Origin of the sequence: Streptomyces sp. DSM 40750, from assembly GCF_024612035.1 — a bacterium.
Lineage (GTDB): Bacteria > Actinomycetota > Actinomycetes > Streptomycetales > Streptomycetaceae > Streptomyces.
Window position 1 is genome coordinate 6282480 of sequence record NZ_CP102513.1, and the last position, 25631, is coordinate 6308110.

The window sequence follows — 25631 nt, forward strand, 5'->3', positions numbered from 1 at the left end:
GCGGTTGTGGTGCGCTACCCACCCACCGGTCTAGACAACAAAGAACCCCCGGGCCGCTGGCCTGGGGGTTTCGCATGGAGCGGGTGACGAGAATCGAACTCGCGCTCTCAGCTTGGGAAGCTGATGTTCTACCATTAAACTACACCCGCATAAGACGCCGGTCGGTGCCGGTGTCGGAACGCGTCGTTACTTTACCTCATGTCGGGCCCCGCGCGCTGAAGGCGTGGGGCCCGGAGATGTTTCCGGGGCGGGGACTGGGCTGCGGGGCGCGGGAGTTGGGGCGTACGGTGGAGGCGGGGAAGAGGGTCTGGGTGGCCTTCGACGGGATCGGAGTGCCGCCTGGAGGGCCGTCCCAATCATCCCGTAATGTGGCTTTCGTCGTCAGGTCGACATAGATCGACATAGGTCGACAGCCAGACGCGGCTCTTGGGGAAGGGACTCTTGGACTTGATGGAGCGCACCGTCGTCCGTTGTGCCGATGGGCACGTGTTCAGCACTGCTTCGTTCCCGATGCAGCAGGCCGATCGCCTCGGCCCCGGTCGGCTCATGCGCTGCCCACGCTGTGCCCGGCTGCGCAGTGTCGTGCCGGTGGCGTTGGAGAAGCGGTAGCAGTAGCAGCAGCGGAGGCGCGCGGGTCCGTCCTGGTTGTGGGCGGTCCGCGCGTCTTGCGTATTCTCGGGACGTGCTTCTCTCAGACAAAGACATCCGGGCCGAGATCGATTCCGGCCGGGTGCGGATCGAACCGTACGACGAATCCATGGTGCAGCCGTCGAGCGTCGACGTGCGTCTCGACCGCTACTTCAGGGTGTTCGAGAATCACCGGTATCCGCACATCGATCCGTCCATCGAACAGGCCGATCTCACACGGCTCGTGGAGCCCGAGGGGGATGAGCCGTTCATCCTGCATCCGGGCGAGTTCGTGCTCGCGAGTACGTACGAGGTCATCAGCCTTCCCGACGATCTCGCCTCGCGGCTTGAGGGGAAGAGCTCGCTGGGGCGGCTCGGGCTCGTCACCCATTCCACCGCCGGGTTCATCGATCCCGGGTTCTCCGGGCACGTGACCCTTGAGCTGTCGAATCTCGCGACGCTGCCGATCAAGCTCTGGCCGGGGATGAAGATCGGGCAGCTGTGCCTGTTCCGGCTCAGTTCGCCGGCCGAGTTCCCGTACGGCAGTGAGCGGTACGGGTCGCGGTACCAGGGGCAGCGGGGGCCGACCGCCTCCCGGTCCTTCCTCAACTTCCACCGGACGCAGGTATGAGTGGAGAGGCGGCCGGGGTGAGCGATGCCGTCGTGCGCGAGAACCTGACCTACGAGGCCTTCGGCACCGCCGTCCGTGAGCTCGCGCAGGCCATCGCCGACGACGGGTACGAGCCCGACATAGTGCTGTCCATCGCCCGGGGCGGGGTCTTCGTGGCCGGCGGACTCGCCTACGCCCTGGACTGCAAGAACATCCACCTCGTGAACGTCGAGTTCTACACCGGCGTCGGCACGACGCTCGACATGCCCGTGATGCTCGCGCCCGTCCCGAACGCGATCGACTTCTCCGACAAGAAGGTCCTGATCACGGACGACGTCGCCGACACGGGCAAGACGCTCAAGCTCGTCTACGACTTCTGCCTCGACGCCGTGGCGGAGGTCCGGTCCGCCGTGATCTATGAGAAGTCCCACTCTCTCGTGAAGTGCGAGTACGTGTGGAAGCGGACCGACGAGTGGATCAACTTCCCGTGGAGTGTCGAGCCGCCGGTCGTGAGGCGAGCCGGGCAGGTTCTCGACGCCTGAACACCCGCCCACCGGTTCACATGAATGAGGGGCTCCCGGCTTGTCGCCGGGAGCCCCTCATTCGTCGTCACCGGCTAGAACGTGCCCAGCTTGATCAGTGACAGGATCGCGACCAGCTGGATCGCGGAGGCGCCGAGGGCCTTCGGCCACGGGAGGTCGTGGGACCTGGAGACCATCAGGGTCAGCAGGGCGCCGGCGGCCACCCAGGTGATCCAGCCGAGGATCTGGACGAAGGAGGCGTCGCCGCCCGCGAACATCGCGACGACCAGGCGGGGCGCGTCCGTCAGGGCCATGATCAGCATGGAGAGGCCGGCCGTGGGCTGCCAGGCGCCGTCGCCGCCGAGCTGGCGGGCCAGGGTGTGGGTGACCACGCCCAGGATCAAGGTGCTCACCACCATCGTCACGGCGGTGACGAGCACGATCGGCACGGCGTTCGAGAGCGTCGCGTTGATCACGTCTTCGCGGGCCGTGTCGAAGCCGAAGACGGCCAGCAGGCCGTACAGGAACGACACGATGAGGGCCGGGCCCCACACCGGGTAGTCGCGCATCACCAGGAAGGTCTGGTTCGGGCTGGTGACGATGCCCTTGAGGAGGGCCTTCCAGGGCAGCCGTGGACCGAGCGGGGCCGCCGGGGCGTGGCCCGCGCGGTAGGGCTCGCTCTGGTGGTACGGGTCCTCGCCGACGGCGAACATCTGGGTGTGCCCCGGGTTGTTGGCCGCGTACGGATCCGCGCCGCCGTGGGGGTGCGTCCCGTCGTCGCCGAAGTACTCCGGCTCGCCGTGGTTCCCGTGGGACCCGTGATTGCCATGGGTCCCGTGGTTACCGGGGTGACCGCCGCCGTGCGTCTGGGGCCAGCCCTGGCCGCCGCCCCGGCCGCCGCCGTACGGCGGTTGCGGGGGCGTCTGGGGATAGCCGTACGACGGGCCGCCGGCCTGCGGGGCCTGCTGTCCGTACGGAGGGTTCTGCGGTCGCGCTTGAGGAGCGCGGTTGTCCCTGCCGCGTCCGATCCTGAATCCAGCCACGTCATCGAACGTACCTGTTCCCGGGCGGCCGCGTGCCGGGCCGGGGCCAACCGGCCCGGCTTTGCGGCCGAGCTGTGACATCCCCTAAGGGATCGTCAGGGATACCTGAGGGGTTCGGTCGGGGATGCGTGCAGGGACACGTTCATGGATACGTTCATGGATGCGTTCCGGATGCGTAAAGGCTGGTCCCAGGGCTGGGCTTGGGGGTCGGCCTCGGTCCACAGCCCTGGCTTTCGGTCCCGGTCGCCCGTCTCAGTGGCTGCTCAGGTATCTGCCGTACGACAGTGCCGTCGTGGGGGACGGGAGGCCCAGGTTCTTCGGGGTGAGGGCGTAGGAGCCCGTCACGGAGGTCTTCGGGAAGACCCAGACGCCGCCGGAGTTCGTGTTCTCGCCCGGCGTGCCGACGGCCGTGTCCGGGGTGCCGTCCTTGTCGTAGTCGCCGGTGGCGACGGCCGTGCCGAAGGCGTCGGAGGTCTCGGCGGCGCCCGGGACGCGGGGCCGGTCCTGGTGGTACTGGACGGACGACGCCTCGCCGTACTGGTCGACGATGCCGCCGGCGTGGCCCAGCAGGAGCGTGGCCGCGCCGGCCGCCCCGCGGGTGCCGATGGCCTCGCCGGGGGCGCCCGCGATCAGGTCGTCGCGGCCGTCGCCGTTGAAGTCCAGTACGGCGAGGGACGCGCCGAAGCGGTCGCCGTCCTCGGCGACGCCGTACACGCCGACCGTGTCCTGGTTGAGGGTCTGGGAGCGATGGCCGAAGGCGTGCTCGTCCCCGTACTTGATGTGGATGCCGCCGCCCTTGGCGTACGACTCCGGGCCGCACGGGTCGTCGATGTTCTCGTCGGCGATCTCGCGGCACTCGCCGAGGGCCAGGTCGTCCAGACCGTCGCCGTCGAAGTCGCCGACGGCGAGCGCGGAGGCGGCGCCGTTGCTGGAGTTCCAGGTGTTGGCCATGCGCTGCTCGGCCGGGTCCCACGCCCACAGCCGTATGTGCGACTGGGTGTAGGGGGCGTTGATGGTGTGGAAGGCGAGGGCCAGGTCGTCCGTGCCGTCGGCGGTGAAGTCGCCGGTGGCGAGGAGCGGGGCGCGGCCGCCCATGGGCGTGGCCAGGACGGTCGTGACGACGACGTCCTCACCGCCGTCGACGACGGCACGCAGCACGACCTTGTCCCGGCCGCCGACCACGATGTCCCGGCCGTCGTCGCCGGTCACGTCCGCCGCCGCGACCGACCAGCCGTACGCCGACTTCGCCGACGGGCCGGTGAGGACGGTGGACCCCGGGCCGGTGCCGCTCTTCGCGCCGCCGACGACGGTGACCGAGCCCGCGTCCGTGCCGCGGCCGGTGACGTCCTCGCCGGGCACGCCGACGATCAGCTCCGCGACGCCGTCGCCGCTCAGGTCCTCCAGCGCCACGGCCGCGCCGAAGCGGTCGCCCGCCTCCGGGGTGCCGGGGACCTCGGCGGTGGCCTGACTGATCCGGATGCCTCCGTGTCTGCCCAGGCCCATCGCGCCGCCCCAGACGACGTTCACATAGCCGGCCTTCGCCATGCCGTTCACGGTCGCGTCGGGGACGCCGACGGCGAGGTCCGCGTAACCGTCGGCGTTGAAGTCGCTGGTCACGGGGGTCGGCAGGGCGGCTGCCGGGTGGGCGCCGAGGGTGAGGGTCACTGCCGCCGTGGCGGCGGTGGCGGCGGCCAGGGCGTACGTCCGTCTGTGCACGGGGGGCTCCAGGTGGGTGGCCGGATGACGGGGTCATGGCTGGTTCACCTGTGTGACACCTGGAGGCCGTGCGGGGTTGTGCGCGTGCGCCTTGGGGTCGGGAGGGTTCCGTCGTTGTCCCGGAGGGGAGCTGTCGTTGTCCCGAGGGTGCCGGGGGCTACGACCAGAACTCGCTCTCCTTGTCCAGGTCCTCCTGGCATTCGTCGATGTCCGTGAACTTGTCTCCGACGATCCGGAAGACGAGACAGCCGTTCTGTTCGAGCTGCTTGCCGTTGCGCTCGGCCGTGTAGCGGTGCACGGAGACCGCGTGGCCCCGACCGTCCACGCAGACATGGCTCAGGTTGACGTTGAAGGTCCCGCCGGTCTCCTGGAAGAGCCGCTGGTACAGGTCGATGATCGAGTCCTGGCCCTTGTAGTCGCCCGACAGGAAGTGGCTGCCGGGGACGTGGTGTGTGCAGTCCGAGGCCATCATGCCGCGGAGGCTGTCCATGTCGCCGCGCGTGAAGGCCTCGTAGCCCTTGCGGACGAGCGCTGCGTTCGGGTGCTCGGCCATGGGTATCGCCGACTTTCCGCTGTTTGTGGTGGTTGATGCCCGTACACGAAATTATCTTCGCGGGCGCGCCATTTCGCGAACGCACTCATGTGCGCGCGGGGCCCACCTCTTCGCCGCCGCGAGCGATTCCTTACGTTCTGCGCATATGCGCGTGCGTGGTGTGAGCATTTCTGGTGAATGTGCGCCTGTTGGCGCACGCCGAGGCCGCGCGAGCATGAGGAGACGTGCGAGACGTTGCGGAGTGTGGCGGCGGGTCAGGCGAACGCGGGCCTGATCCGGTCGTGGATGAGGCGGAGTTGGGCGCATTCCTCCGGGGTACCGGCGATGGAGAGGCGTTCGGCGATCTCCGGGGTGGTCAGTTCGATGCCGCGGGCCAGGTCTCCGGCGGCGATGGCGTCGATGACTTTTCCACGGGTGCCAGCGGTGTTCGCACAGTTCCAGCGCGGTGTTGCGGGCCGGCGTGGTCTTGCCCGAGCCCGGGACGCCGATCACCGCCAGGACGTTGGACGCGTCCTCCTGCCCGGCGTCCCGCAGCACCGACGCGAGGCTCCGGCGCTCCCCGCCGGACACCGCGCCCAGGTACGGCTTCCTGGACACGGTGTGCGGCGGCTGCGGTACGACGCTGACGTCCACGTACACCTGGCGCATCCGGAACACGAACTCGCTCTGCGTGGCGATGCCGACCGTTTCCATGTCCCGGACGCTGGCGCGGAGTTGGCGGAGGTACACCTGTCGGCCGCCGCGAGCTGTGGTCTCGCCCTCAGCCGGGGGAGGGGTGGATCCCAGCTCCGAGCACAGGAAGCTCAGGACCGCTACGCAGAGCGAGGCGTACAGCCGGCTCCAGCTGAGCTTGCCGTCGTTGAGGACCTGGTTCGTCGCCAACGCCGCCCGCGACCAACAGCCCCGCGCTGCCCAGGACTCGCAGTCCGCGTCGTACCCCCGTCATCCCCACCCCCTGCTCGCTCCTGCACCGCTGGTACCAGCCAAGCGTGTATATGCCCATGTCGGCTGGGAAGTTGACGGATTCGAGATCGGTCAGGGCAACGGGATCAGGTGGGGCTGATACTCACCGTCCTTGTTCCACGTATTTCTTGAAGTGCTCCAGATCGTTGCCCACCACGCGTTCGACCGCGTTCGCCTGCGCGAAGCCTCTCGGGCCGCCGAAGGTGTCCCTGACGGCGTCCGGGTCGTACTCGAGCCGTGCCTGGACGCGGGTGTGGTTCCTGTCGATCGGGAGCAGGGAGAAGGAGCCCGTCAGCTCGGGGGTGCCTCGGGTGTGCCACTCCAGCACGCGGTTCTCCGCGTGGTCGTGGTAGTCGGCATCGAGTTCGCGGGTGTGGTCGCCGGCCTCGATGGACAGATGCGCCCGGCCCTTGGCTTCCGCACGGGCGTCGCGTACTCCGTCCACGAAGCGTGAGTAGTTCTCCACGTGGTGCAGGCTGTCCCAGGCCTTGTCGATCGGGACTCCGACGTCGACGTGTTTTTCGAGGGTGCTCATGGCCTACCTCCATGTTCGGCTCATGGTGTACGGCCTTGCTCTTTCCAGTGTGCGCCTGGGGCCTCGGTCCGGCTTGGTGCCCAGTTCGCACCAGACGTACTTCCGGTTCGTGCCGTGGGGGACGTCGCCCCGGTGTTTCCGCAGCGTGGGTGTGGCGGCACCGACGGTAGGGGGTGAACCCTGGGACGGGATGCTCCTGGCGGTCGCGGTGCCCAACTCCACCGGGACCGGCCAAGCGCCCCTCAGCGACGTCGAGATCGACCGCGCCCGAGCCATCGCCCTCGGTCACCGACCGCCCCCTGCGCACCATGAGCGAGGACGTCCGGGGCCACGACGGCGATCCGCAGTTCCTCACCGCCGACGTGCCCGAGTCCGCCGGCGCCGACGACCGCCTCGTCACCCTCCTCTTCTACGACTACCGCGACGACCGCACCGTCAAGAAGACCGTGGATCTCACCGCCGGCCGAGTCGTCCGCACCGAGTCCGCCACCGGTGTACAGCCGCAGCCTGCCGGGCCGGAGGCGCGGGAGGCGCTCCGGGTGCCGCTGAACAGCCCGGTGGGGGACGGCGTACGGCAGGACTTCCGTGCCGCGACCGGTGGGTCGCTCCTCGACGACCGGAAGCCGCGGGTCCAGCGGCTGACGTATGACACCCCGCCGAGCCGCTCCGAGGAACTGGCGGACCGCGCGGGCGCGCACCGCTGTGTCCGGCTCTTCACGCGGGTGGCCGGCGGGCCGTGGATCGACACCCGCCAGTTCGTGATCGACCTCAGCGATCGGACGGCGCACCGGCTGCCGTGACGGCCCACCACCCATGGCCCCATGCCACCCGACGTACGACGAGAAGGGGAACCCCGACCATGCGCCGCAACCTGAGGCTTCTCGCCGTTGCAGGCCGCCGCGGCCCGCTCCGTTCCGGTCCCGCCCGTCGGGGCCGGAACGGCCGGGCTTCCGCGCTCATGACGGCGAGCGCGACACCGGTCAGGGCCAAGGTTCGGGTGGAGTTCTTCGGCGACAGCGCGCTCCCGCTGAAGCCCGCCGACTGCCCGGGCGGTGAACCGCGGAGCTTCCGCGTCACGGAGCTGGACAGTGAGGCGCGGCGCACGGTGAAGGGGCGGTGCGTGCCGACGCACCCGCGCGGGTTCGCGTACCACGGGCACAGCGAGGACGTGAAGGAGAGCCGACCGCGTATCGACTCCGCCCAGGGCCACGACCTGCTCGTGTACACGATCAACAAGGTCGGCTACTACCACTACACGGCGAAGAATCCGGGGCGGCGAGCGCAAGGACGGTCATCGAGACGACCGCCCGGGGCGCACCGCCCCCGTACATCCCGGGGCGCACCGCCCCCGTACATATGGACGGACGCGTTACTGAAGCATCCCCGTGATGATGTCCTCCTTCACGGACTGGGCGCCCGCAGTCGTCACGCCCGACGACGAGCCCCGCAGCAGCACCGAACCCTGGTTCGCGGTCACGTACAGGTCCGCCTTGCCGTCCCGGTTGGTGTCGCGGAGCCGTACCGTGCCGCCGAAGGAGTCGTCGCCCAGGTCGCCCGGTACGCCGGGGGTGTTGCGGGCGAACCACTGCGAACCCGTGGCGGTGAGGCCGGACCTGGTGCCGTACAGGACGTGGACGGCGCCCGCGTACGACTGGCTGCCGAGCTTCTCGCCGTACGCGCCGATCGCCAGGTCGCGGTAGCCGTCGCCGTTGACATCACCGGCGGAGAGGGACGCGCCGAAGGAGTCGTCGGCCTCGGGGGTGTCCTTGATGCCCTTCGTCGCCTGGGTGAAGCGGGCGGACTTGGCGGGGCCGGAGGCGGCGCCGTACCAGAGGGTCAGGCGGCCCTTGTACTTGTCGTAGAGGGGCGTGCCGATGGCGATGTCGCCGTAGCCGTCCTTGTCGAAGTCGGCGATGACGCCGTCGCCGCCGCGGTGGGCCTCGCCGCCGTTGCCGTTCTTGCGCTCCAGGCGGAGGGTCTTGCCGGGGTAGAGGTTCTTCGCGCCGCCGGAGACGAACCAGGCGTCGGAGGCGATGTACTCCGGGTAGACGACGTCGCCGATGATGACCAGGTCGGTCTTGCCGTCCTTGTTGACCCTGCCGGTGATCAGCGCGGTGGAGTAGAAGGACGAGCCGTCCTTGTCGAGGACCGTGACCGAGCCCTTCACACCCGACTTGGTGATCGCGCCCCGGTAGACGTACGTCTTGCTGTCGCGGACCAGGGCCAGGTCCTGCTTTCCGTCGCCGTTGAAGTCGCCGGTGGCGAGGTCGGCCGCCCGGCCGGACGCGCCCTTCGCGCCCTTGTTCGGGACGGCCGTGCCGCCGGACAAGCCCTTCTTGCCGCCCCACAGGACGGTGACCGTGCCGTTGTTCTTGTAGCGGCCGACGTCCTCGCCGTTGGCGGACACCGCGAGGTCGCCGTAGCCGTCCTTGTCGAAGTCGGCGGCCGTGCGGACCTCGCCGAAGAAGTCGTCGGTCTCGTCGGCCCCGGGGACACCGGCACTCGCCTGGTCGATGAACTGGGTCTTCGTGCCGGGGCCGGTCGCCGTGCCGAAGGTGACGAGGATGCCGCCGCCCTTGCTGGCGCTGTCCGGGCCGTACGAGAAGACCGCGTAGTCGCGGTGGCCGTCGCCGTTGAAGTCGTCGGCGTACTTGGCGGCCGCCGCGCCGGCGGGCGTGGCCAGGGCGAGCGGGGTCAGACCGGAGGCGAGCAGGCCTGCGGCCAGGAGGAACGGGCGTGTGCGCAAGGAGATCTCCAGTAGAGGAGAACCCGCGCCGAGCAGGGCGCGGCCCCAACTGCCGTAAGGGTGTGCGAGCAGGAGACCCGTGGAGGGGCGGGAGGGTTGCACGGGAGGTCGGTGGACTTCTGGGGTCGCGGTCCGCCCTTCGTGGGGAGGGCCCGCACCCTTGTCGGATGCGGGCCCTCTTCACAGGCGGTGTACGTCAGTCGGTACCGGTTGGCCGTAGGCGGTGCTCAGTTGGCCGCGTTCGCGCCGAAGAACGGCCGGCTGTCCGTGGAGACGCCGACCGCGGACGGGGCGAGGGAGCGGGAGCCGGTCGTGGTGATCTTCGTGCCGTCGGAGGGCAGGTAGACCACGGAACCGTTGAAGTCGTTCTCGCCGTACGCGCCGACCGTCAGGTCCGCCCTGCCGTCGCCGGTGACGTCGGTGAGCTTCACGTCGCCGCCGAAGCGGTCCTCCGTCTCGTCCGAGCCGGGGACACCGGCCGTGGACTGGGCGAAGTACTGGTACCCGGTGGTGGTGTTCAGGCCGGACTCCGCGCCGTACAGGACGGTGACGGCGCCGGTGTTGACGACGCCGCCGAGGTTCTCGCCGGGGGAGCCGACCACCAGGTCGGTCCTTCCGTCGCCGTTGACGTCGCCGAGGGACAGCTCGCTGCCGAAGAAGTCGCCGCGCTCGGAGGAGCCGGGGACGTTGCCGCTGTCCTGGGTCACCGCGACCGTGGTGCCCGGGCCGTCGGCGGAGCCGTAGACGACGTGCACCTTGCCGCCGGTGGACGACTCGGGCACGGAGGGCTCGCTGCCGTCCTTCGACGGGTCCCAGTCCTGGCCGGTGACGATGTCGCCGAAGCCGTCGCCGTTGATGTCGCCGATACCGGTGATGACGCCGCGCTTCAGCTCCTGCGCCGCCGAGGCGCTGAGGCCGGAGGCGGTGCCGGGCACGTACCAGTTGGTGTTGTAGCCCCAGTCGCTGTCGGTCTCGAAGCCGTCGACGACGAGGTCGGTCCGCTTGTCGCCGTTGACGTCGCCCGCGGTGAGCACCAGCGTGCCGGTGCCCTTGCCGGAGCGGATGTCGGTGGTGAAGCTGTACCGGCCGCCGTACGTGCCGGACTTGCTGATGCCGCCCTTGAAGACGTAGACCCGGTTCGACGTGGAACCGACCGCGAGATCCTCCTTGCCGTCGCCGTCGAAGTCGCCGGACGCGAGGGCGGTGCCCCAGTAGTCGTGCGAGGACGTCGCAGGGTCCTTGACGGTGGTGGCGCCGGACAGGCCGTTCGCCGAGCCCCACGCGATGAGGACCGTGCCGCCGTCGGTGTCGCCGTCGACGTCCTCGCCCGGTGCGGACACGGCCAGGTCGTCGAAGCCGTCGCCGTTGTAGTCGCCGTACGCGCTGACCCAGCCGAAGCCGTCGTCGGTCTCCGCGCTGCCGGGCACGCCGGTGGTGTTCTGGCTGATCGTGGTGCGCTTCGTCGAGGTCACACCGCTCGCCGAGCCGTACAGGGCGACGATCTGGCCGGCGCCCCTCTTGCCGCCGACGGTGGCGTAGCCGGCCGAGTACGCGACATCGCCGAAGCCGTCGCCGTTGAAGTCGGCCGTGGGCTGGTGGACCGAGTCGGCCGCCGTCGCCGTCACGGCCGAGAAGGTGAGCAGACCGCCCGTCAGCGCGACCGCGGAGGCCGTCGCGAGGGCGAGACGCAGATGCTTGTGCATGCGGGAATCTCCTGCTGCATGCGGACGCCTGGCAGGCGTCCGCAGTCAATGGGGTGCCCTTCCTGTCCGTGTTCGCCCGGAGTTCGCCGGAAGTTAACGGGGAAGTTGGCGAACAGGAGACCGATGAGGGTGGGGGAGGGTTGTACGGGAGTCCAGGGAATTCGGAGAACTCCTGGGGCGTACGAGGGGATGGGTGCGGGTGGCCGACAGGTGAACCGAACGTTTGGCGGGGGTCGTGCGTCCGGGGTGTGACGGGGCCGTCGGCAGTCGGCCCTCTGACCAGGAGACGTGACGATGATCGGTTCCCGCGTGCGGGCCGCCTTGGCGGCTCTGGTGACGACCCCACTCGCCGTGGGCTGTACGGCGATGAGCGGTGGCGGTGAGAGCGCCGCGTCGTGCGCGTTCGTCGTGGAGTACGAGGGCCACGAGTACATGGGCATGGACAGCGGCGAGTTCGAGGTCGGCGCCAAGGTGGGGACCGCGCTCGCGCCGCCCTGCAACGACACCGGCGGGGACGGCTGGGACGAATCCCGGACCGAGGAACCGACCCGGTACGACGTGTACGAGATCGAGGGCGTCGACGTCGAGGACGCGTTCTCGGTCCACCCCGACTTCGAGGAGTCGCCGTTCATGCTGGTGCGCGACGGCCGTGACCTGCCTCCCGAGGTGATGGAGATCGCCGGAAGACGAGCGACACCCCCGGAGGACTCGCGGTGAGGTCCGGGGGTGTCGGTCGTACGTAACGGTGAGCGGCGGCCGGTCACTTCACCGGCTGCGGCTCCGGCTCGTTCTCCGTCTCCGCCGTGCCCGCCGGGGGCTCGTCGTCGTCCGGGACCGGGGTCTTGACGGACTCCAGGAGCAGCTGGGCGACGTCGACGACCGTGATGGATTCCTTGGCCTTGCCCTCGTTCTTCTTGCCGTTGACCGAGTCGGTCAGCATGACCAGGCAGAACGGGCAGGCGGTGGAGACGATGTCCGGGTTCAGGGAGAGGGCTTCGTCGACGCGCTCGTTGTTGATGCGCTTGCCGATCCGCTCCTCCATCCACATCCGCGCGCCACCGGCGCCGCAGCAGAAGCCGCGTTCCTTGTGGCGGTGCATCTCCTGCTGGCGCAGGCCCGGGACGGCGGTCATGATCTCGCGCGGGGGCGTGTAGATCTTGTTGTGACGGCCCAGGTAGCAGGGGTCGTGGTAGGTGATGAGGCCCTCGACCGGGGTCACCGGGATCAGCTTGCCCTCGTCGATGAGGTGCTGGAGCAGCTGGGTGTGGTGGATGACCTCGTAGTCGCCGCCGAGCTGCGGGTACTCGTTGCCGATGGTGTTGAGGCAGTGCGGGCAGGTGGCGACGATCTTCTTGGCGGACTTCGGCTTCTTGGTCTCCGGGTCTTCGTCGTCCTCGCCGAAGGCCATGTTCAGCGCGGCGACGTTCTCCATGCCGAGCTCCTGGAACAGCGGCTCGTTGCCGAGACGGCGGGCCGAGTCACCGGTGCACTTCTCGTCGCCGCCCATGATCGCGAACTTGACGCCCGCCATGTGGAGGAGTTCCGCGAAGGCCTTGGTGGTCTTCTTGGCGCGGTCCTCCAGGGCGCCGGCACAGCCGACCCAGTACAGGTACTCGACCTCGGAGAGGTCCTCGATGTCCTTGCCGACGACCGGGACCTCGAAGTCGACTTCCTTCAGCCACTCCAGGCGCTGCTTCTTGGCCAGGCCCCAGGGGTTGCCCTTCTTCTCCAGGTTCTTGAGCATCGTGCCCGCCTCGGACGGGAACGCGGACTCGATCATCACCTGGTAGCGGCGCATGTCGACGATGTGGTCGACGTGCTCGATGTCCACCGGGCACTGCTCGACGCAGGCGCCGCAGGTGGTGCAGGACCACAGGACGTCGGGGTCGATGACGCCGTTCTCCTCGACGGTCCCGATCAGCGGACGCTCGGCCTCGGCGAGCGCTGCGGCGGGCACGTCCTTGAGCTGCTCCTCGGACGCCTTCTCCTCGCCCTCCATGGTCTTGCCGCCACCGGCGAGCAGGTAGGGGGCCTTGGCGTGCGCGTGGTCGCGCAGCGACATGATGAGGAGCTTGGGGGACAGCGGCTTGCCGGTGTTCCAGGCCGGGCACTGCGACTGACAGCGGCCGCACTCGGTGCAGGTCGAGAAGTCGAGGATGCCCTTCCAGGAGAACTGCTCCACCTGGCTGACACCGAAGACGTCGTCGTCACCGGGGTCGGTGAAGTCGATCGGCTTGCCGCCGGAGGTCATCGGCTGGAGACCGCCCAGCGCCGTCGCACCGTCGGCGTTGCGCTTGAACCAGATGTTCGGGAAGCCGAGGAAGCGGTGCCAGGCGACACCCATGTTGGTGTTCAGCGAGACCGTGATCATCCAGATCAGCGAGGTGCCGATCTTGATCATCGCGACGAGGTACACCAGGTTCTGGAGCGTTGACGGGTCGACGTCCTTGAAGGCGAGGACCAGCGGGTACGAGGCGAAGTACCCGGCCTCGTAGTGCTCCACGTGGTGGATGGCGCCCTCGAGGCCGCGCAGCACGTAGATCGCGAGACCGATGGTGAGGATGACGTACTCGACGAAGTACGCCTGCCAGGCCTTGGAGCCCGCGAAACGCGACTTGCGGCCGGCCCGGGAGGGCAGGTTGAGCAGCCGGATGGCCATCAGCACGAGGATGCCGAGGATCGTCATCACACCGATGAACTCGATGTACATCTCGAACGGCAGGAAGCCGCCGATGACCGGCAGCGTCCAGTCCGCCTGGAACAGCTGGCCGTACGCCTGGGCGAGGGTCGGCGGCAGCGTCAGGAAGCCGATCGCGACGAACCAGTGGGCGAAGCCGACGATCCCCCACCGGTTCATCCGGGTGTGGCCGAGGAACTCCTTGGCCAGGGTGATCGAGCGCGCCTTCGGGTCGTCCGTGCGGCTGCCCGCCGGCACCGGCTGACCAAGCTTCACGAACCGGTAGATCTGCGACACGGCTCGGGCGATCAGCGCAACGCCGACCACGGTCAGGACCAGCGACACGATGATCGCGGCGAGTTGCATTTCGGGGCTCCTCGGGCCTGCGAGGGTTTCCTCCAGGGTGCCGCTCGCGGGGCGCCCGGGAGATCATTACTAAGCGGTAACTTATGCAGTCCGTCTGAGACTACCCAGTTCTTCTGCCGCACTGTAGCCAGGGGAGCGGTGATCTGCGTCGCTGAGGGTTGCCTGAGTGCCGCCTCGGGGGGCCGTCAGAGGAGGGGCTTGAGGACCAGTTCGCAGACGGGGTGGGTGCGGGCTTCCCAGGCGCGTTGGCGGGCCATTCCGCGGACTGCCGCCGCCGAGCAGGCGACGACCAGGAGTACGGCGACGGCTGTCGCGGCGAGGTGTCCCCAGGGCTGCGCCACCGCGACGTAGGAGTAGACGCAGATGGCGGGCAGCAGGCCCGCGCTGCCGAGAGCGAGGAACTGGGTCAAGCCGCGTTCCATGAACACGAGCGGCGCGCTGAACAGGACGGTGAGCAGCGCGCCGCTGTCGGTGAGGATGCCCATCGTGAGGGGGAGCAGCCAGCCCACGCCGATCTGGACGAGGGCCGCCACCGCGAGCCACTGAGGGCCCCACGGCTGGTCTCCCGTGGCCGCCGTCCACGCCCGCCACACCGCGCCGCCCGTGAGTGCGAAGCAGATGAACAGAATGAACCGATAGTGCGGGCTCCTGCTGAAGTCGGCGTTCCGGCGTTCGGCCTCCGACGACGGTACGTTCCAGCTCTGGGGCCCCGCGAACCCGTTCTGCTTGAGGAGCGCCACGGCGACCCGCATCCGGAGCCAGTCGGGAAGCAGTGACACGAGCTCCATCCGACGCGGGGCGAGCCCGGCCCTCGCCAGTGCCCCGACAGCCTCCTGGAGTACGAACGGGCTGTACGAGTCGAGTTCGGCCTCCAGGTATTGGGCCAGCGTCTGCGTGGAGACGTTCCCGGTGCTCGACACGGCCCCCAACGGGCCGGGAAGCTGAAGGAGCTGGCGGTGTCGCAGCCAGTCGGCCAGCTCGTTCCCGACACTCACTTCGTCGAGCAGAACGCCCTTACCGATCCTGCCGGGCCCGTCGATGACGGCCAGTGCGGCGATGATCCGTGGGTCGGGCGTCGGTTCGGCCCACTGCTCGGGTTCCGTCCCGCTGGTGATCGGGGTGGCGATGATCGAGGTGGCGATGATCGAGGTGATCCTGCCGCCGATGTGCAGCAGCGCGTCACCGTCTCCCCGCGCGAAGGGGCGCCAGACCCACTCCCACTCCGGGTGAGCGCCGTTCCGCCCCACCGGAGCCGTGCTCAGCTCGGCGGCGATCTCCGGGACGGTCAGCAGCTCGCCCAGGTGGACCGCGGACAGGCGCTGCACAGGCGAGACCGGATCGCTCCAGAGCATGTCGTTCAGCGCCAGCGCGGCCTTCGGGGTCCTGATACTCCACAGCGCCCGCACGGCCTCGGGATACCGAGCCACCCGCTCCTGGAACGCGGACACCGCGAGGTCCCCCATGGTCACCAGCGCGACCCAGGCCGGATTGTCCGGCTCCGCCAGGGCGGCCAGGGCTTCCGCGGCCCTCGGAAGGTTGGTGGCAGCCAGGGCGAAGGCCGCCGCACGCGCACGGCCCGGCTCCGGGTCCGCGCGCACCGTCTCGACGAGGAAGTCGAAGACCGCGCGCCCCCGCGTCCTCCGGTCACCCGCGACCAGCCCGAACGCGCTGATCACGGCTTCGTCGCGGACGTCGTTCTCACCCTGCAGCACCGCGCGGAAGTGCCCCAGGATCTCCTCCGCCGCCCCTTCCTCGATCGTGTGCGCGTCCGCGAGGCACTGGAAGGCGAGCACCGGGTCACGTGTGAACACCTCCCGCACCACCTCCGTACAGTCGCGCGACTCCACCCCGCACCACAGCCGTACGGTCTCCCGCCAGGCGGCGGGATCGGTGCGGTAGCGACGGAGCAGCCCGGCCGGGTTCGCGGCCAGGGCCACCGCCGCCAGGTACTCCTGGAGCGTCAGGTGCGCGAACTGGTACCGCTCCCCGTTGTCCACGGCCAGCAGCAGCCCGCTGCGGTGGACGATCTCGTTCAACACATCCTGGGCGATCGCGGGGTCGCGCTGGTGCTGCTCGACCACCACCCGCACGGTCTCCAGCACCCTCCCGTGCGGCAGCGCCAGCCGGTCGTGGACGCCCGACGGGATGTCCTGGGCGACCAGGGCCAGTTCCTGGAGGACCGCCTTCTTCAGGGGGAAGGGGTACTTGGACTGGCGGCGGCGGTCGATCAGCAGGTTGTCGATCACCTGCTTGTAGAACTCGGCGCGGGTGTGGGGCAGCACCTGGTCCGTGCCCGCGTACACGAAGTCGTAGAGGTACGCGATCATCGTCAGCAGCAGTGGGTTGCGGGCCAGGGCCATGATCTGCGGGGTGTCGCGGAGGGCGCCGAGGACCTGGTCGACCGTCCGGGCGGTCTCGGCGGCGGTGCCCGCGCGCCAGGGCCAGCCGTTCAGGAAGCGGCGGATGAGGTGCTCGTCGAAGTCCCGTACGCGCAGGGTCTGGCCGAACCGGTCCGCGAACCAGCCGTCGTAGACCGCGATACGGCAGGTCACGACCACCCGGCACGCCGAGTACTCCTCCGTGAACTGCTTGATCCGGTCCGCCGTCCGCGGCCGCAGCTCCGTGGAGACCTCGTCCAGACCGTCGAAGTACAGGGTCAGGTCACCGCGTTCCAGCGCCCGCCTCACCCATTTGTCGGCCCCGGGGAAGTCGTGCCGGCCGAAGTGCTCGACGATGTGCTGCGACAGGGGCAGTTCGGGGGCCTTGTTGAGCCGGTGGAGTTCCAGCAGGACCGGGATGTCGCGGGGCTCGCCGAGGTCGACCCGGCGGCGTCGCCGTCTCCGCCCGCCTCCGCCGGTGCGCTCCCCGTCCCCGTCCTCGACGCGGACCCGCTCCCGGGCCCACATCAGCACCTCGTGCCGCAGCAGCATCGTCTTGCCCGCGCCGGGCACCCCGAGCACCACACTGTGCCGCTCCGCCCGCAGGTCCGCGGCCAGCTCGCCCGGAGCGCCGTCCGCCCGCGCTCCCCGCAGCGGGACGTACACGGACTCCATCGGCAGCTTGAGGTCCTCGTCGACCTGGAAGGAGACGGCGAAGCGGCGGTGGCGGTCGTAGAGGGCGAGGGTGTACTTCGCGAGGGCCGTACGGCGTAACAGCGCGCTTCCGGCGAGGCGCGAGTACGCGAAGTCGAGCAGGAGCTTCGCCTTGCCACCCAGCCAGTCCTTGGCGGCGAGGGCGAGGATGCCGAGGAGAAAGCCTCCGACACCGATCGGCCAACTCGCGAGTACGTCCCCCATCGAGCCCTCCCCCTGAGCCCTGCCGTGTCCCGAGCCGCATCAGGCTCCCATGGGGACACTGTGCCCGGTGGGTCCTTCACGTACCCCGCACAGACACAGAGAACGATCGCAGTCTTTCCACTTCCAAAACGATCGTGTTATTCGTGAGAAATTGCGACAATAGCGCCTAACGTGGACCGGTGCTCTATGGAATCCTCGCCGCCGCCTCCGCCCTGTTGCTGACCGCCGTGCTCTCGGCGGCCGTCCGCGTGCCCGCGCTGCGGTTCGGGATCGTGGAGCGGCGACGGGGGCGCGGGGTGCCGATGCTCGGCGGCGTCGCGGTCATGGCCGGAGTGGGGGCCGTGGCGTGGGCGGGTGAGTGGAGCGGGGTCGCTCCGCTGGGGCGTGAGGCCGGATGGCTGGTCGTCGTCGGGGCCGGGCTCGGGGTGCTCGGTCTGGTCGGCGATGTGGTGCGGCTTCCTGTGGCGGTGCGGACGGCCGGGGTCGTGGTCGCCGCCGCGCTGGTCGTGCCGTACGGCGAACTGGGCGTGCCGGGCGGGGTGTTGGGGGTCGTCTGGATCGTCTTTGTGGTGCACGGGTTCAAGGGGCTGCGGCGTTCCGACGGGGTGCTCGGGGTGGTCGGCGCCGTCACCGCGTTCGCGTTGAGCGGGTGTGCGGCGGCCGAGGTCATGGACGGTCTGGCGACCCTGTTCAGCGTGCTGGCGGCCGCGCTCACCGGGTTCCTGATGCACAACTGGCCGCCCGCGCGGGTCGTGCTCGGCACCTGCGGAGCCCTCTTCGTGGGGTTCCTGCTCGCGGGTGGGGTGCTGCATGTGTACGCCGTCGGGCACGAGGCGGGCGTCGGGGCGCCCTTCGCCCTCACGGCCGTGGCGACCGCCGACGCCGTACTCGTCCTCGTCTCGCGGAAGCGGGCGGGTCGGGGCCTGTGGCGCGGTGGACCCGACCATCTCGCGCACCGATTGCGGCGGCTCGGCCTCACGCCGCCGGGGGTGGCGATCGTGCTGGGGGCCGCGACAGCGGGTGCCGCCGGTGTCGGCCTCGGTATCCACATGCTGTGGACGGAACCGCGTACGGCATGGTGGGTGGCGGGGGCCGCGGGGGTGGTCGTACTCGGGTCGCTCCTCGTACCGCTCGGCGCGGCCCGACCGGCCGCGGTGCCCACCGGCGTCCGGCCTCTCTCCGTCGCCGCCCGGCCCGTCCCGACCGGCGTCCACCGCGCCCCGACCGGCGTCCACCGCGTCCCCGCCGCCGTTCGCCGAGTCCCCGCCGCCGTGGCCCGTCCCCGGCCCCGTCCTCGCCCTCGGCCCGTTCCCGGAGGGCGGGTGGGGTAGGGGCACGTTGGGGGACGTGGTGAGGGGGTGGGTGAGGGGGCGCGGTGAGCCGTCGGACCGGTCGGCGGGGTCGGCGGGGTCGGAAGACAACCCTCACGCAAGGGTCCCGCCGCCCCTCGCCCCTCCCGTATCCGCAGGTCAGACCTGCCTTGCGCATAAGGAAAACATAAGAGTTGAGCCCCCTCGACTCAGCTCTGTTGACCCGGCGGTGGGCGTCATGCACACTTGAGTCCGTTCCACTCAAGTCATTGTTGGAGGAATTGAAATGGCACGTGCGGTCGGCATCGACCTGGGCACGACTAACTCCGTCGTCAGCGTTCTTGAAGGCGGCGAGCCCACCGTCATCACCAACGCAGAGGGCGCCAGGACCACGCCGTCCGTCGTCGCCTTCGCCAAGAACGGTGAGGTGCTCGTCGGAGAGGTCGCGAAGCGTCAGGCGGTCACGAACGTGGACCGGACGATTCGGTCCGTGAAGCGGCACATGGGCACGGACTGGAAGATCGAGCTCGACGGGAAGCACTTCAACCCGCAGCAGATGAGCGCCTTCATCCTGCAGAAGCTGAAGCGCGACGCCGAGGCCTACCTGGGCGAGAAGGTCGCGGACGCGGTCATCACCGTCCCGGCGTACTTCAACGACTCCGAGCGGCAGGCCACCAAGGAGGCCGGTGAGATCGCGGGCCTCAACGTCCTGCGCATCGTCAACGAGCCCACCGCCGCCGCCCTCGCCTACGGTCTCGACAAGGACGACCAGACGATCCTCGTCTTCGACCTCGGTGGCGGCACGTTCGACGTGTCCCTCCTGGAGATCGGTGACGGCGTCGTCGAGGTGAAGGCCACCAACGGTGACAACCACCTCGGTGGTGACGACTGGGACCAGCGCGTCGTCGACTACCTGGTGCAGCAGTTCCGCGCCGGGCACGGTGTGGACCTCGCCAAGGACAAGATGGCCCTGCAGCGTCTGCGTGAGGCCGCCGAGAAGGCCAAGATCGAGCTGTCCTCGTCCACCGAGACCTCGATCAACCTGCCCTACATCACCGCCTCCGCCGAGGGCCCGCTGCACCTGGACGAGAAGCTCACCCGGGCTCAGTTCCAGCAGCTGACGGCCGACCTGCTGGAGCGCTGCAAGACGCCGTTCCACAACGTCATCAAGGACGCCGGGATCGCCCTCTCCGAGATCGACCACGTCGTTCTCGTCGGTGGCTCGACCCGTATGCCGGCCGTCGCCGAGCTCGTCAAGGAGCTGACCGGCGGCAAGGAGGCCAACAAGGGCGTCAACCCCGACGAGGTCGTCGCCATCGGTGCCTCGCTCCAGGCCGGTGTCCTCAAGGGTGAGGTCAAGGACGTCCTGCTCCTCGACGTGACCCCGCTGTCCCTCGGTATCGAGACCAAGGGCGGCATCATGACCAAGCTCATCGAGCGGAACACGACGATCCCGACCAAGCGGTCCGAGATCTTCACCACCGCCGAGGACAACCAGCCGTCCGTGCAGATCCAGGTCTACCAGGGCGAGCGCGAGATCGCGGCGTACAACAAGAAGCTCGGGATGTTCGAGCTGACCGGTCTGCCGCCGGCGCCCCGCGGCGTCCCGCAGATCGAGGTCTCCTTCGACATCGACGCCAACGGCATCATGCACGTGACCGCGAAGGACCTGGGCACGGGCAAGGAGCAGAAGATGACCGTCACCGGCGGCTCCTCGCTGCCGAAGGACGAGGTCGACCGCATGCGCCAGGAGGCCGAGCAGTACGCGGAGGAGGACCACCGCCGCCGCGAGGCCGCCGAGACCCGCAACCAGGGCGAGCAGCTCGTCTACCAGACCGAGAAGTTCCTCAAGGACAACGAGGACAAGGTCCCGGGCGACATCAAGACCGAGGTCGAGGCGTCCGTCGAGGAGCTCAAGGCCGCGCTCAAGGGCGAGGACACCGCCGAGATCCGCACGGCCACCGAGAAGGTCGCGGCCGTCTCGCAGAAGCTCGGCCAGGCCCTGTACGCGGACGCCCAGGCCGCGCAGGCCGCGGGTGGTCCGGAGGGCGCCACCGACGGCGGGGCCAGGGCCGCTGACGACGACGTCGTGGACGCCGAGATCGTCGACGAGGACCGGAAGGATGGTGCCGCGTGACGGAGGAGACCCCGGGCTTCGACGAGCAGCAGCCGCAAGGTCAGCCGCAGACGCCCGACGTCCCCTCCGGCTCAGACGACGCCGAGCCGAAGGCCGCCCCCCAGGAGGGGGCGGCCCCGGCCGGGGACGCGGCAGCAGCGGCCCAGGTGGCCGGTCTGACGGCGCAGCTGGACCAGGTGCGTACGGCGCTCGGTGAGCGCACGGCGGACCTCCAGCGGCTCCAGGCCGAATACCAGAACTACCGCCGCCGGGTCGAACGCGACCGGATCACGGTCAGGGAGATCGCCATCGCGAACCTCCTCACCGAGCTCCTGCCCGTGCTCGACGACATCGGCCGCGCGCGGGAGCACGGCGAGCTCGTCGGCGGCTTCAAGTCCGTCGCCGAATCGCTCGAAACCGTCGCGGCGAAGATGGGCCTGCAGCAGTTCGGCAAGGAGGGCGAGCCCTTCGACCCGACGATCCACGAGGCCCTGATGCACAGCTACGCGCCCGACGTCACCGAGACGACGTGCGTGGCGATTCTCCAGCCGGGGTATCGCATCGGCGAGCGCACCATCCGCCCGGCGCGGGTGGCCGTGGCCGAGCCCCAGCCGGGGGCGCAGACCGTCAAGGCGGACTCCTCGGAGACCGCGGAGGCGGCCGACGACAAGGAGAGCGGTGGCCCGGACGAGGGCTGACGCCGACCGCGTGCAGGGTGAGTGGAAGGAGGGACGTCGCGGATGAGTACCAAGGACTTCATCGAGAAGGACTACTACAAGGTCCTCGGCGTCCCCAAGGACGCCACCGAGGCCGAGATCAAGAAGGCGTACCGCAAGCTCGCCCGCGAGTTCCACCCGGACGCCAACAAGGGCAACACCAGGGCCGAGGAGCGCTTCAAGGAGATCTCCGAGGCCAATGACATCCTCGGCGACCCCAAGAAGCGCAAGGAGTACGACGAGGCCCGCACGCTCTTCGGCAACGGCGGCTTCCGCCCGGGGCCCGGCGCCGGCGGCTCGTTCAACTTCGACCTGGGCGACCTCTTCGGCGGCGGCGCCCAGGGCGGCCAGGGCGGCCAGGGAGCGGGCGGCTTCGGCGGGGGCATCGGGGATGTCTTCGGCGGCCTGTTCAACCGGGGCAGCTCCGGCACCACGCGGGTACAGCCCCGGCGCGGCCAGGACATCGAGTCCGAGGTCACGCTGAGCTTCACCGAGGCCATCGAGGGCGCGACCGTACCGCTCAGGATGTCCTCGCAGTCGCCCTGCAAGGGCTGTTCGGGCACCGGCGACGCCAACGGCACCCCCCGGGTGTGCCCGACGTGCGTCGGCACCGGCCAGGTCGCGCGGGGCTCCGGCGGTGGTTTCTCCCTGACCGACCCCTGCCCGGACTGCAAGGGACGGGGCCTGATCGCCGAGCACCCCTGCGACATCTGCAAGGGGTCGGGCCGCGCCAAGTCGTCCCGCACCATGCAGGTCCGGATCCCGGCGGGCGTCTCCGACGGCCAGCGGATCCGGCTGCGCGGCAAGGGCGCGCCCGGTGAGCGGGGCGGACCGGCGGGCGACCTGTACGTGGTCGTGCACGTCGACCCGCACCCGGTGTTCGGCCGCAAGGACGACAACCTCACGGTGACCGTGCCGGTGACGTATCCCGAGGCGGCACTCGGCGGCGAGGTCAGGGTCCCGACCCTGGGCGGACCGCCGGTCACCCTGAAACTGCCTCCGGGCACCCCCAACGGCCGTACGATGCGGGCCCGGGGCAAGGGCGCCTTCCGCAAGGACGGCACCCGCGGGGACCTGCTGATCACCGTCGAGGTGAGTGTTCCGAAGGACCTGTCGGGGAAGGCTCGTGACGCCCTGGAGGCGTATCGCGAGGCGACCGCGGGCGAGGACCCGCGGGCGGAGCTGTTCCAGGCCGCGAAGGGAGCATGAATGTGATGGACGGCCGCCGTCGAAACCCCTATGAGCTGACGGAAGAGACACCGGTGTACGTCATCTCGGTGGCCGCCCAGCTCTCCGGTCTGCACCCGCAGACCCTGCGTCAGTACGACCGCCTCGGCCTGGTCTCCCCGGACCGCACCGCCGGGCGGGGCCGCCGCTACTCGGCCCGCGACATCGAACTGCTGCGCACCGTCCAGCAGTTGTCGCAGGACGAGGGCATCAACCTGGCAGGCATCAAGCGCATCATCGAGCTGGAGAACCAGGTCGCCGCGCTCCAGGCGAGGGTGGCCGAGATGGAGGCCGCCCTCGACGGCGCCGCCGCGGCCATGCGGCAGCGCGAGGCCGCGGTCCACGCCTCCTACCGGCGTGACCTGGTGCCGTATCAGGAGATGCAGCAGAGCAGCGCGTTGGTGGTGTGGCGGCCGAAGGGGCGGCAGCAGGCCTCGGACTGACGGCGCGTCGGCTGTGCGAAGGGGCCCGGAGGATTCCTCCGGGCCCCTTTCGTACGCGGACTCAGAACCAGGATTCCCAGATGCCGTACGCCCTCGACGTGGTCGCGGCCTCGGCACCGGCGGAGTCCAGGCGGACGACGCGGTAGTAGTACAGACCCAGCCTGTCCTCGTGGACCGTGGTGTCCATGTAGGACGTGGCGTCGCCCATCGTGCCCTCGGTCAGGGTGACGTAGGCGGCCGAGGCCGGGTCCCAGCGCTCCACGCGGTAGCCCGTGAACCGGGCGCAGTCGCCGAGGCCGGAGCTCTCGGAGCAGCCGACGTAGAGCTCCGGGTAACTGTCCTCACGGATCTCGGTCCCCGTCCAGCCCGGCGGCCGGGTGTCGGGCAGCGTGACCGAGATGTCCGCGGTGTTGAAGAAGTCCGGGCCCTCGTCGTACACGCGCTCCTGGGCGGCCACCCGGTAGACGTGGGTGCCGCCGTCCGGGACGGTCGGGCAGATCTTCTCGGTCTCGGCGAGCGAGTCGCCGTTCCAGCAGTTCTTCACCCAGACCGTCTCCCCGGTGTCCGGGTCGGTCGTGCCCTGCCACACGTGGTAGCCGATGACGTCGGCGTCGGTGTGCGGCGTCCAGGTCAGCCGCACACCGAGCGGGACGGCCTCGGCGGTCAGACCCTCGACGGGCGAGGGGCGCACCGTGTCCGGCGTGGTCGCGGTGGCGGCCGGACCGGGCTGGGACTCGTGCCCGTACGGGTCGACCGTCACGATCCGGTACTCGTACGTCGTCTCGGACGCGCCCGAGACGTCCCGGCAGACGCCGTTGATCTGCTGGCGTTCGGCGTACGCGGGGGCGTCGTCACCGGTCCACGTCCAGTACGTCTTCGGGGCCTCCAGCGGCAGGTCCTGCGAGGAATCCGGCTTGCACTTGTCGACGACGGTGCTCTCGCCCGTCGCCGGGTCGGTGCGGACGATCCGGTACGTGAGCAGCGGGCCGTCGTCGAAGGTCCAAGGGTCGGTGCTGCTCCACTCGATGGAGACGCCCCCGCCGTAGTTGTAGGCCCTGGTCGCGAACGCGGGGATCGCCTCCGGCCGGTCGGCCATCGTCAGCGTGATCTCCGCCGGGGCCGCCGCGTTGCCCTTCGCGTCCACCGAACGCACCGCGTACCGGTAGCTGTCGGCGATCGCGAGCCGCTGGCGCGGCACCACGTCGGTCGCCGTGGTGGTGCCTTCGCCGCGCAGGGCGTCGAGCCAGCCGCCGGTCGCCGGGTCGTACTGGAGGACCTGGTACGAGGCCGCTCCGTCGACGGCGGACCACAGCAGGTGCGGGACGCCCGACCGGTACTCGACCCGGGCGTCCGCGACGGGCGCCGGCGGGGTCATGTCGAAGGTGGTGAAGGTCGTGGCGGCCGAGTACACGGACCAGTTGCCGGCGGCGTCGCGGGCCCGGCCACGGTAGGTGACCTCGCTGCCGTCGGCGGGATGCCCGGTGTCGCAGATCGCGAACTCGGCACCGGTGTACACCGTCTTCCACGTGCCGGAGTCGAGCCGCTGCAGCTCGTAGGACGCGATATCGGCCCTGTTCGCCGCCGTGGTCACCAACTCCGGGGCGGAGTAGGGCTGTTCGTCCGGGCAGGCGTCCATCTCCAGGAACGGCGCGGCAGGCGGCGTCTTGTCCACGGTGGTGACGCCTTGGTCCGCCGAGCCGGCGGAGGTGTTGCCCGCCTTGTCGTGGGCGCGGACCTCGTAGTAGTACGTCCTGCCGGTGGGCGGCGGGGTGTCGCTGTACGTGGTGGAGGTGATCGTGGCGAGGGCCTTGGTACCGAAGGGCTCACCCGCCGGCCGCCGGTGCACGCGGTACCCGGCGAGGTCCATCTCCTTGTTCTTCGACCAGGTCAGCTTGGTCTGCTGGGTGGCGGTGGTGTACGTGGCGGCGAGGCCGGTCGGGGCGAGGGGCTTGACCGTGTCGACGGTGGCCGAGGTGCGGGGCGTGTACGTGAATTTGACCTTGGCGGAGCCGGTCCAGTTGACGTAGTCGACGCGGAGGGTGTGCTTGCCGGACGGGATGGTCAGGTTGACGGTTTTGGAGACGGTCGTGGAGAGGTTCTTCCAGAGGTCGATCTTGCGGGTGCCGTCGAGGTAGACGCGGATGCCGTCCAGGCCGGAGGCGGTGAAGGTGAAGGGGCCGCCGGAGCCGAAGTCGCGGGTGACGCTCCAGCGGACGCCGAAGTTGTTGCTCGGCAGGCCGGAGGCGGGTGCGCCGGTGCCCCAGTCCTGGTCGATGGCGCTGTCGCAGTCCGTCTTCGTCGGCGTACCGGAGAAGGAGGTGTTGCCGTAGAACTGCCGCTTGAAGACGGGCGAGGTACAGCTCGTGGCCGCGCTCGCCGCCGTGGCGGTGAGCAGGCCGGCGGTGGTGGCGAGCACGAGGGCGGTGGCGGCCGCGGCGGTCGTGCGTCTGGCTGGGGTCATGA

General features: G+C 69.9%; 18 protein-coding genes, 1 tRNA gene and 1 pseudogene. 9 read left to right on the forward strand and 11 right to left on the reverse strand.

Annotated features, from left to right (window positions below; translation table 11 throughout):
* Positions 1-75: 75 nt before the first annotated feature.
* Positions 76-149 (reverse strand) — tRNA-Gly (locus tag JIX55_RS28050).
* Between the two features lie 533 nt (positions 150-682).
* On the opposite strand from JIX55_RS28050, the gene dcd reads away from it, so the two are divergent.
* Both dcd and JIX55_RS28060 read left to right on the forward strand, forming a co-directional pair.
* On the forward strand, positions 683-1258 hold the full coding sequence (gene dcd, locus JIX55_RS28055; RefSeq protein WP_257566029.1) for a dCTP deaminase: 576 nt from the start codon (positions 683-685) through the stop codon (positions 1256-1258).
* On the forward strand, positions 1255-1779 hold the full coding sequence (locus JIX55_RS28060) for a phosphoribosyltransferase (protein ID WP_257566030.1): 525 nt from the start codon (positions 1255-1257) through the stop codon (positions 1777-1779). Before dcd ends, JIX55_RS28060 begins: the two co-directional genes overlap by 4 nt.
* Before the next feature lie 74 nt (positions 1780-1853).
* Here JIX55_RS28060 and JIX55_RS28065 read toward each other — a convergent pair whose 3' ends face one another.
* From JIX55_RS28065 to JIX55_RS28090, 5 genes and pseudogenes are all read right to left on the reverse strand, one after another.
* Positions 1854-2882, reverse strand: a complete 1029-nt coding sequence (locus tag JIX55_RS28065; RefSeq protein ID WP_257566031.1) for a Yip1 family protein — start codon at positions 2880-2882, stop codon at positions 1854-1856.
* Positions 2883-3053: 171 nt separating this feature from the next.
* On the reverse strand, positions 3054-4517 hold the full coding sequence (locus tag JIX55_RS28075; protein WP_306820040.1) for an FG-GAP repeat protein: 1464 nt from the start codon (positions 4515-4517) through the stop codon (positions 3054-3056).
* A gap of 157 nt (positions 4518-4674) precedes the next feature.
* A complete protein-coding gene (locus JIX55_RS28080) occupies positions 4675-5070 on the reverse strand; it encodes a nuclear transport factor 2 family protein (protein WP_257566032.1) in 396 nt (131 codons plus the stop codon).
* Positions 5071-5324: 254 nt separating this feature from the next.
* A pseudogene (locus tag JIX55_RS28085) lies at positions 5325-5471 on the reverse strand (LLM class flavin-dependent oxidoreductase); the annotation flags it as partial.
* A 665-nt stretch (positions 5472-6136) separates the two neighbouring features.
* Positions 6137-6568 carry an SRPBCC family protein gene (locus JIX55_RS28090; protein WP_257566033.1) on the reverse strand — a complete coding sequence of 144 codons (432 nt, stop codon included), beginning with the start codon at positions 6566-6568 and terminating at the stop codon, positions 6137-6139.
* 308 nt (positions 6569-6876) lie between these two features.
* On the opposite strand from JIX55_RS28090, the gene JIX55_RS28095 reads away from it, so the two are divergent.
* Positions 6877-7368 carry a hypothetical protein gene (locus tag JIX55_RS28095; protein WP_257566034.1) on the forward strand — a complete coding sequence of 164 codons (492 nt, stop codon included), beginning with the start codon at positions 6877-6879 and terminating at the stop codon, positions 7366-7368.
* Positions 7369-7937: 569 nt separating this feature from the next.
* Here the strand turns inward: JIX55_RS28095 and JIX55_RS28100 are convergent.
* On the reverse strand, positions 7938-9314 hold the full coding sequence (locus JIX55_RS28100) for an FG-GAP and VCBS repeat-containing protein (protein ID WP_257569505.1): 1377 nt from the start codon (positions 9312-9314) through the stop codon (positions 7938-7940).
* A gap of 227 nt (positions 9315-9541) precedes the next feature.
* Entirely contained in the window at positions 9542-11017 is a 1476-nt protein-coding gene (locus tag JIX55_RS28105; RefSeq protein ID WP_257566035.1) for an FG-GAP and VCBS repeat-containing protein, read from the reverse strand.
* Positions 11018-11311: 294 nt separating this feature from the next.
* Here JIX55_RS28105 and JIX55_RS28110 point away from each other — a divergent pair, with 294 nt between their 5' ends.
* Positions 11312-11734 carry a DUF6281 family protein gene (locus JIX55_RS28110; RefSeq protein WP_257566036.1) on the forward strand — a complete coding sequence of 141 codons (423 nt, stop codon included), beginning with the start codon at positions 11312-11314 and terminating at the stop codon, positions 11732-11734.
* Positions 11735-11777: 43 nt separating this feature from the next.
* Here JIX55_RS28110 and JIX55_RS28115 read toward each other — a convergent pair whose 3' ends face one another.
* Together JIX55_RS28115 and JIX55_RS28120 are read right to left on the reverse strand one after the other, a co-directional pair.
* Positions 11778-14060, reverse strand: a complete 2283-nt coding sequence (locus JIX55_RS28115) for a (Fe-S)-binding protein (RefSeq protein WP_257566037.1) — start codon at positions 14058-14060, stop codon at positions 11778-11780.
* A gap of 185 nt (positions 14061-14245) precedes the next feature.
* Positions 14246-17356 carry an NACHT domain-containing protein gene (locus JIX55_RS28120; protein WP_257566038.1) on the reverse strand — a complete coding sequence of 1037 codons (3111 nt, stop codon included), beginning with the start codon at positions 17354-17356 and terminating at the stop codon, positions 14246-14248.
* A 179-nt stretch (positions 17357-17535) separates the two neighbouring features.
* Here JIX55_RS28120 and JIX55_RS28125 point away from each other — a divergent pair, with 179 nt between their 5' ends.
* The 5 genes from JIX55_RS28125 (at position 17536) to JIX55_RS28145 (ending at position 23168) form a co-directional block, all read left to right on the forward strand.
* Positions 17536-18687 carry an MraY family glycosyltransferase gene (locus JIX55_RS28125; protein WP_257566039.1) on the forward strand — a complete coding sequence of 384 codons (1152 nt, stop codon included), beginning with the start codon at positions 17536-17538 and terminating at the stop codon, positions 18685-18687.
* 265 nt (positions 18688-18952) lie between these two features.
* Positions 18953-20803, forward strand: coding sequence for a molecular chaperone DnaK (gene dnaK, locus JIX55_RS28130; protein ID WP_257566040.1), 1851 nt, complete (start codon positions 18953-18955; stop codon positions 20801-20803).
* Positions 20800-21480, forward strand: coding sequence for a nucleotide exchange factor GrpE (gene grpE / locus JIX55_RS28135; RefSeq protein ID WP_257566041.1), 681 nt, complete (start codon positions 20800-20802; stop codon positions 21478-21480). Before dnaK ends, grpE begins: the two co-directional genes overlap by 4 nt.
* A gap of 42 nt (positions 21481-21522) precedes the next feature.
* On the forward strand, positions 21523-22707 hold the full coding sequence (gene dnaJ / locus JIX55_RS28140; RefSeq protein WP_257566042.1) for a molecular chaperone DnaJ: 1185 nt from the start codon (positions 21523-21525) through the stop codon (positions 22705-22707).
* Positions 22708-22712: 5 nt separating this feature from the next.
* Positions 22713-23168 carry a heat shock protein transcriptional repressor HspR gene (locus tag JIX55_RS28145; protein ID WP_257566043.1) on the forward strand — a complete coding sequence of 152 codons (456 nt, stop codon included), beginning with the start codon at positions 22713-22715 and terminating at the stop codon, positions 23166-23168.
* Positions 23169-23229: 61 nt separating this feature from the next.
* Here JIX55_RS28145 and JIX55_RS28150 read toward each other — a convergent pair whose 3' ends face one another.
* Entirely contained in the window at positions 23230-25629 is a 2400-nt protein-coding gene (locus tag JIX55_RS28150) for a PA14 domain-containing protein (RefSeq protein ID WP_257566044.1), read from the reverse strand.
* Positions 25630-25631: the final 2 nt, after the last annotated feature.

Excerpts from the sequence above, each read along its gene's own strand:
- JIX55_RS28060 (WP_257566030.1), top strand. The coding sequence starts at position 1,255 with ATGAGTGGAGAGGCGGCCGGGGTGAGCGATGCCGTCGTGCGCGAGAAC.
- JIX55_RS28065 (WP_257566031.1), bottom strand. The coding sequence starts at position 2,882 with ATGTCACAGCTCGGCCGCAAAGCCGGGCCGGTTGGCCCCGGCCCGGCA.
- JIX55_RS28080 (WP_257566032.1), bottom strand. The coding sequence starts at position 5,070 with ATGGCCGAGCACCCGAACGCAGCGCTCGTCCGCAAGGGCTACGAGGCC.
- JIX55_RS28090 (WP_257566033.1), bottom strand. The coding sequence starts at position 6,568 with ATGAGCACCCTCGAAAAACACGTCGACGTCGGAGTCCCGATCGACAAG.
- JIX55_RS28095 (WP_257566034.1), top strand. The coding sequence starts at position 6,877 with ATGAGCGAGGACGTCCGGGGCCACGACGGCGATCCGCAGTTCCTCACC.
- JIX55_RS28105 (WP_257566035.1), bottom strand. The coding sequence starts at position 11,017 with ATGCACAAGCATCTGCGTCTCGCCCTCGCGACGGCCTCCGCGGTCGCG.
- JIX55_RS28110 (WP_257566036.1), top strand. The coding sequence starts at position 11,312 with ATGATCGGTTCCCGCGTGCGGGCCGCCTTGGCGGCTCTGGTGACGACC.
- JIX55_RS28115 (WP_257566037.1), bottom strand. The coding sequence starts at position 14,060 with ATGCAACTCGCCGCGATCATCGTGTCGCTGGTCCTGACCGTGGTCGGC.
- JIX55_RS28120 (WP_257566038.1), bottom strand. The coding sequence starts at position 17,356 with ATGGGGGACGTACTCGCGAGTTGGCCGATCGGTGTCGGAGGCTTTCTC.
- dnaK (WP_257566040.1), top strand. The coding sequence starts at position 18,953 with ATGGCACGTGCGGTCGGCATCGACCTGGGCACGACTAACTCCGTCGTC.
- dnaJ (WP_257566042.1), top strand. The coding sequence starts at position 21,523 with ATGAGTACCAAGGACTTCATCGAGAAGGACTACTACAAGGTCCTCGGC.
- JIX55_RS28145 (WP_257566043.1), top strand. The coding sequence starts at position 22,713 with ATGGACGGCCGCCGTCGAAACCCCTATGAGCTGACGGAAGAGACACCG.
- JIX55_RS28150 (WP_257566044.1), bottom strand. The coding sequence starts at position 25,629 with ATGACCCCAGCCAGACGCACGACCGCCGCGGCCGCCACCGCCCTCGTG.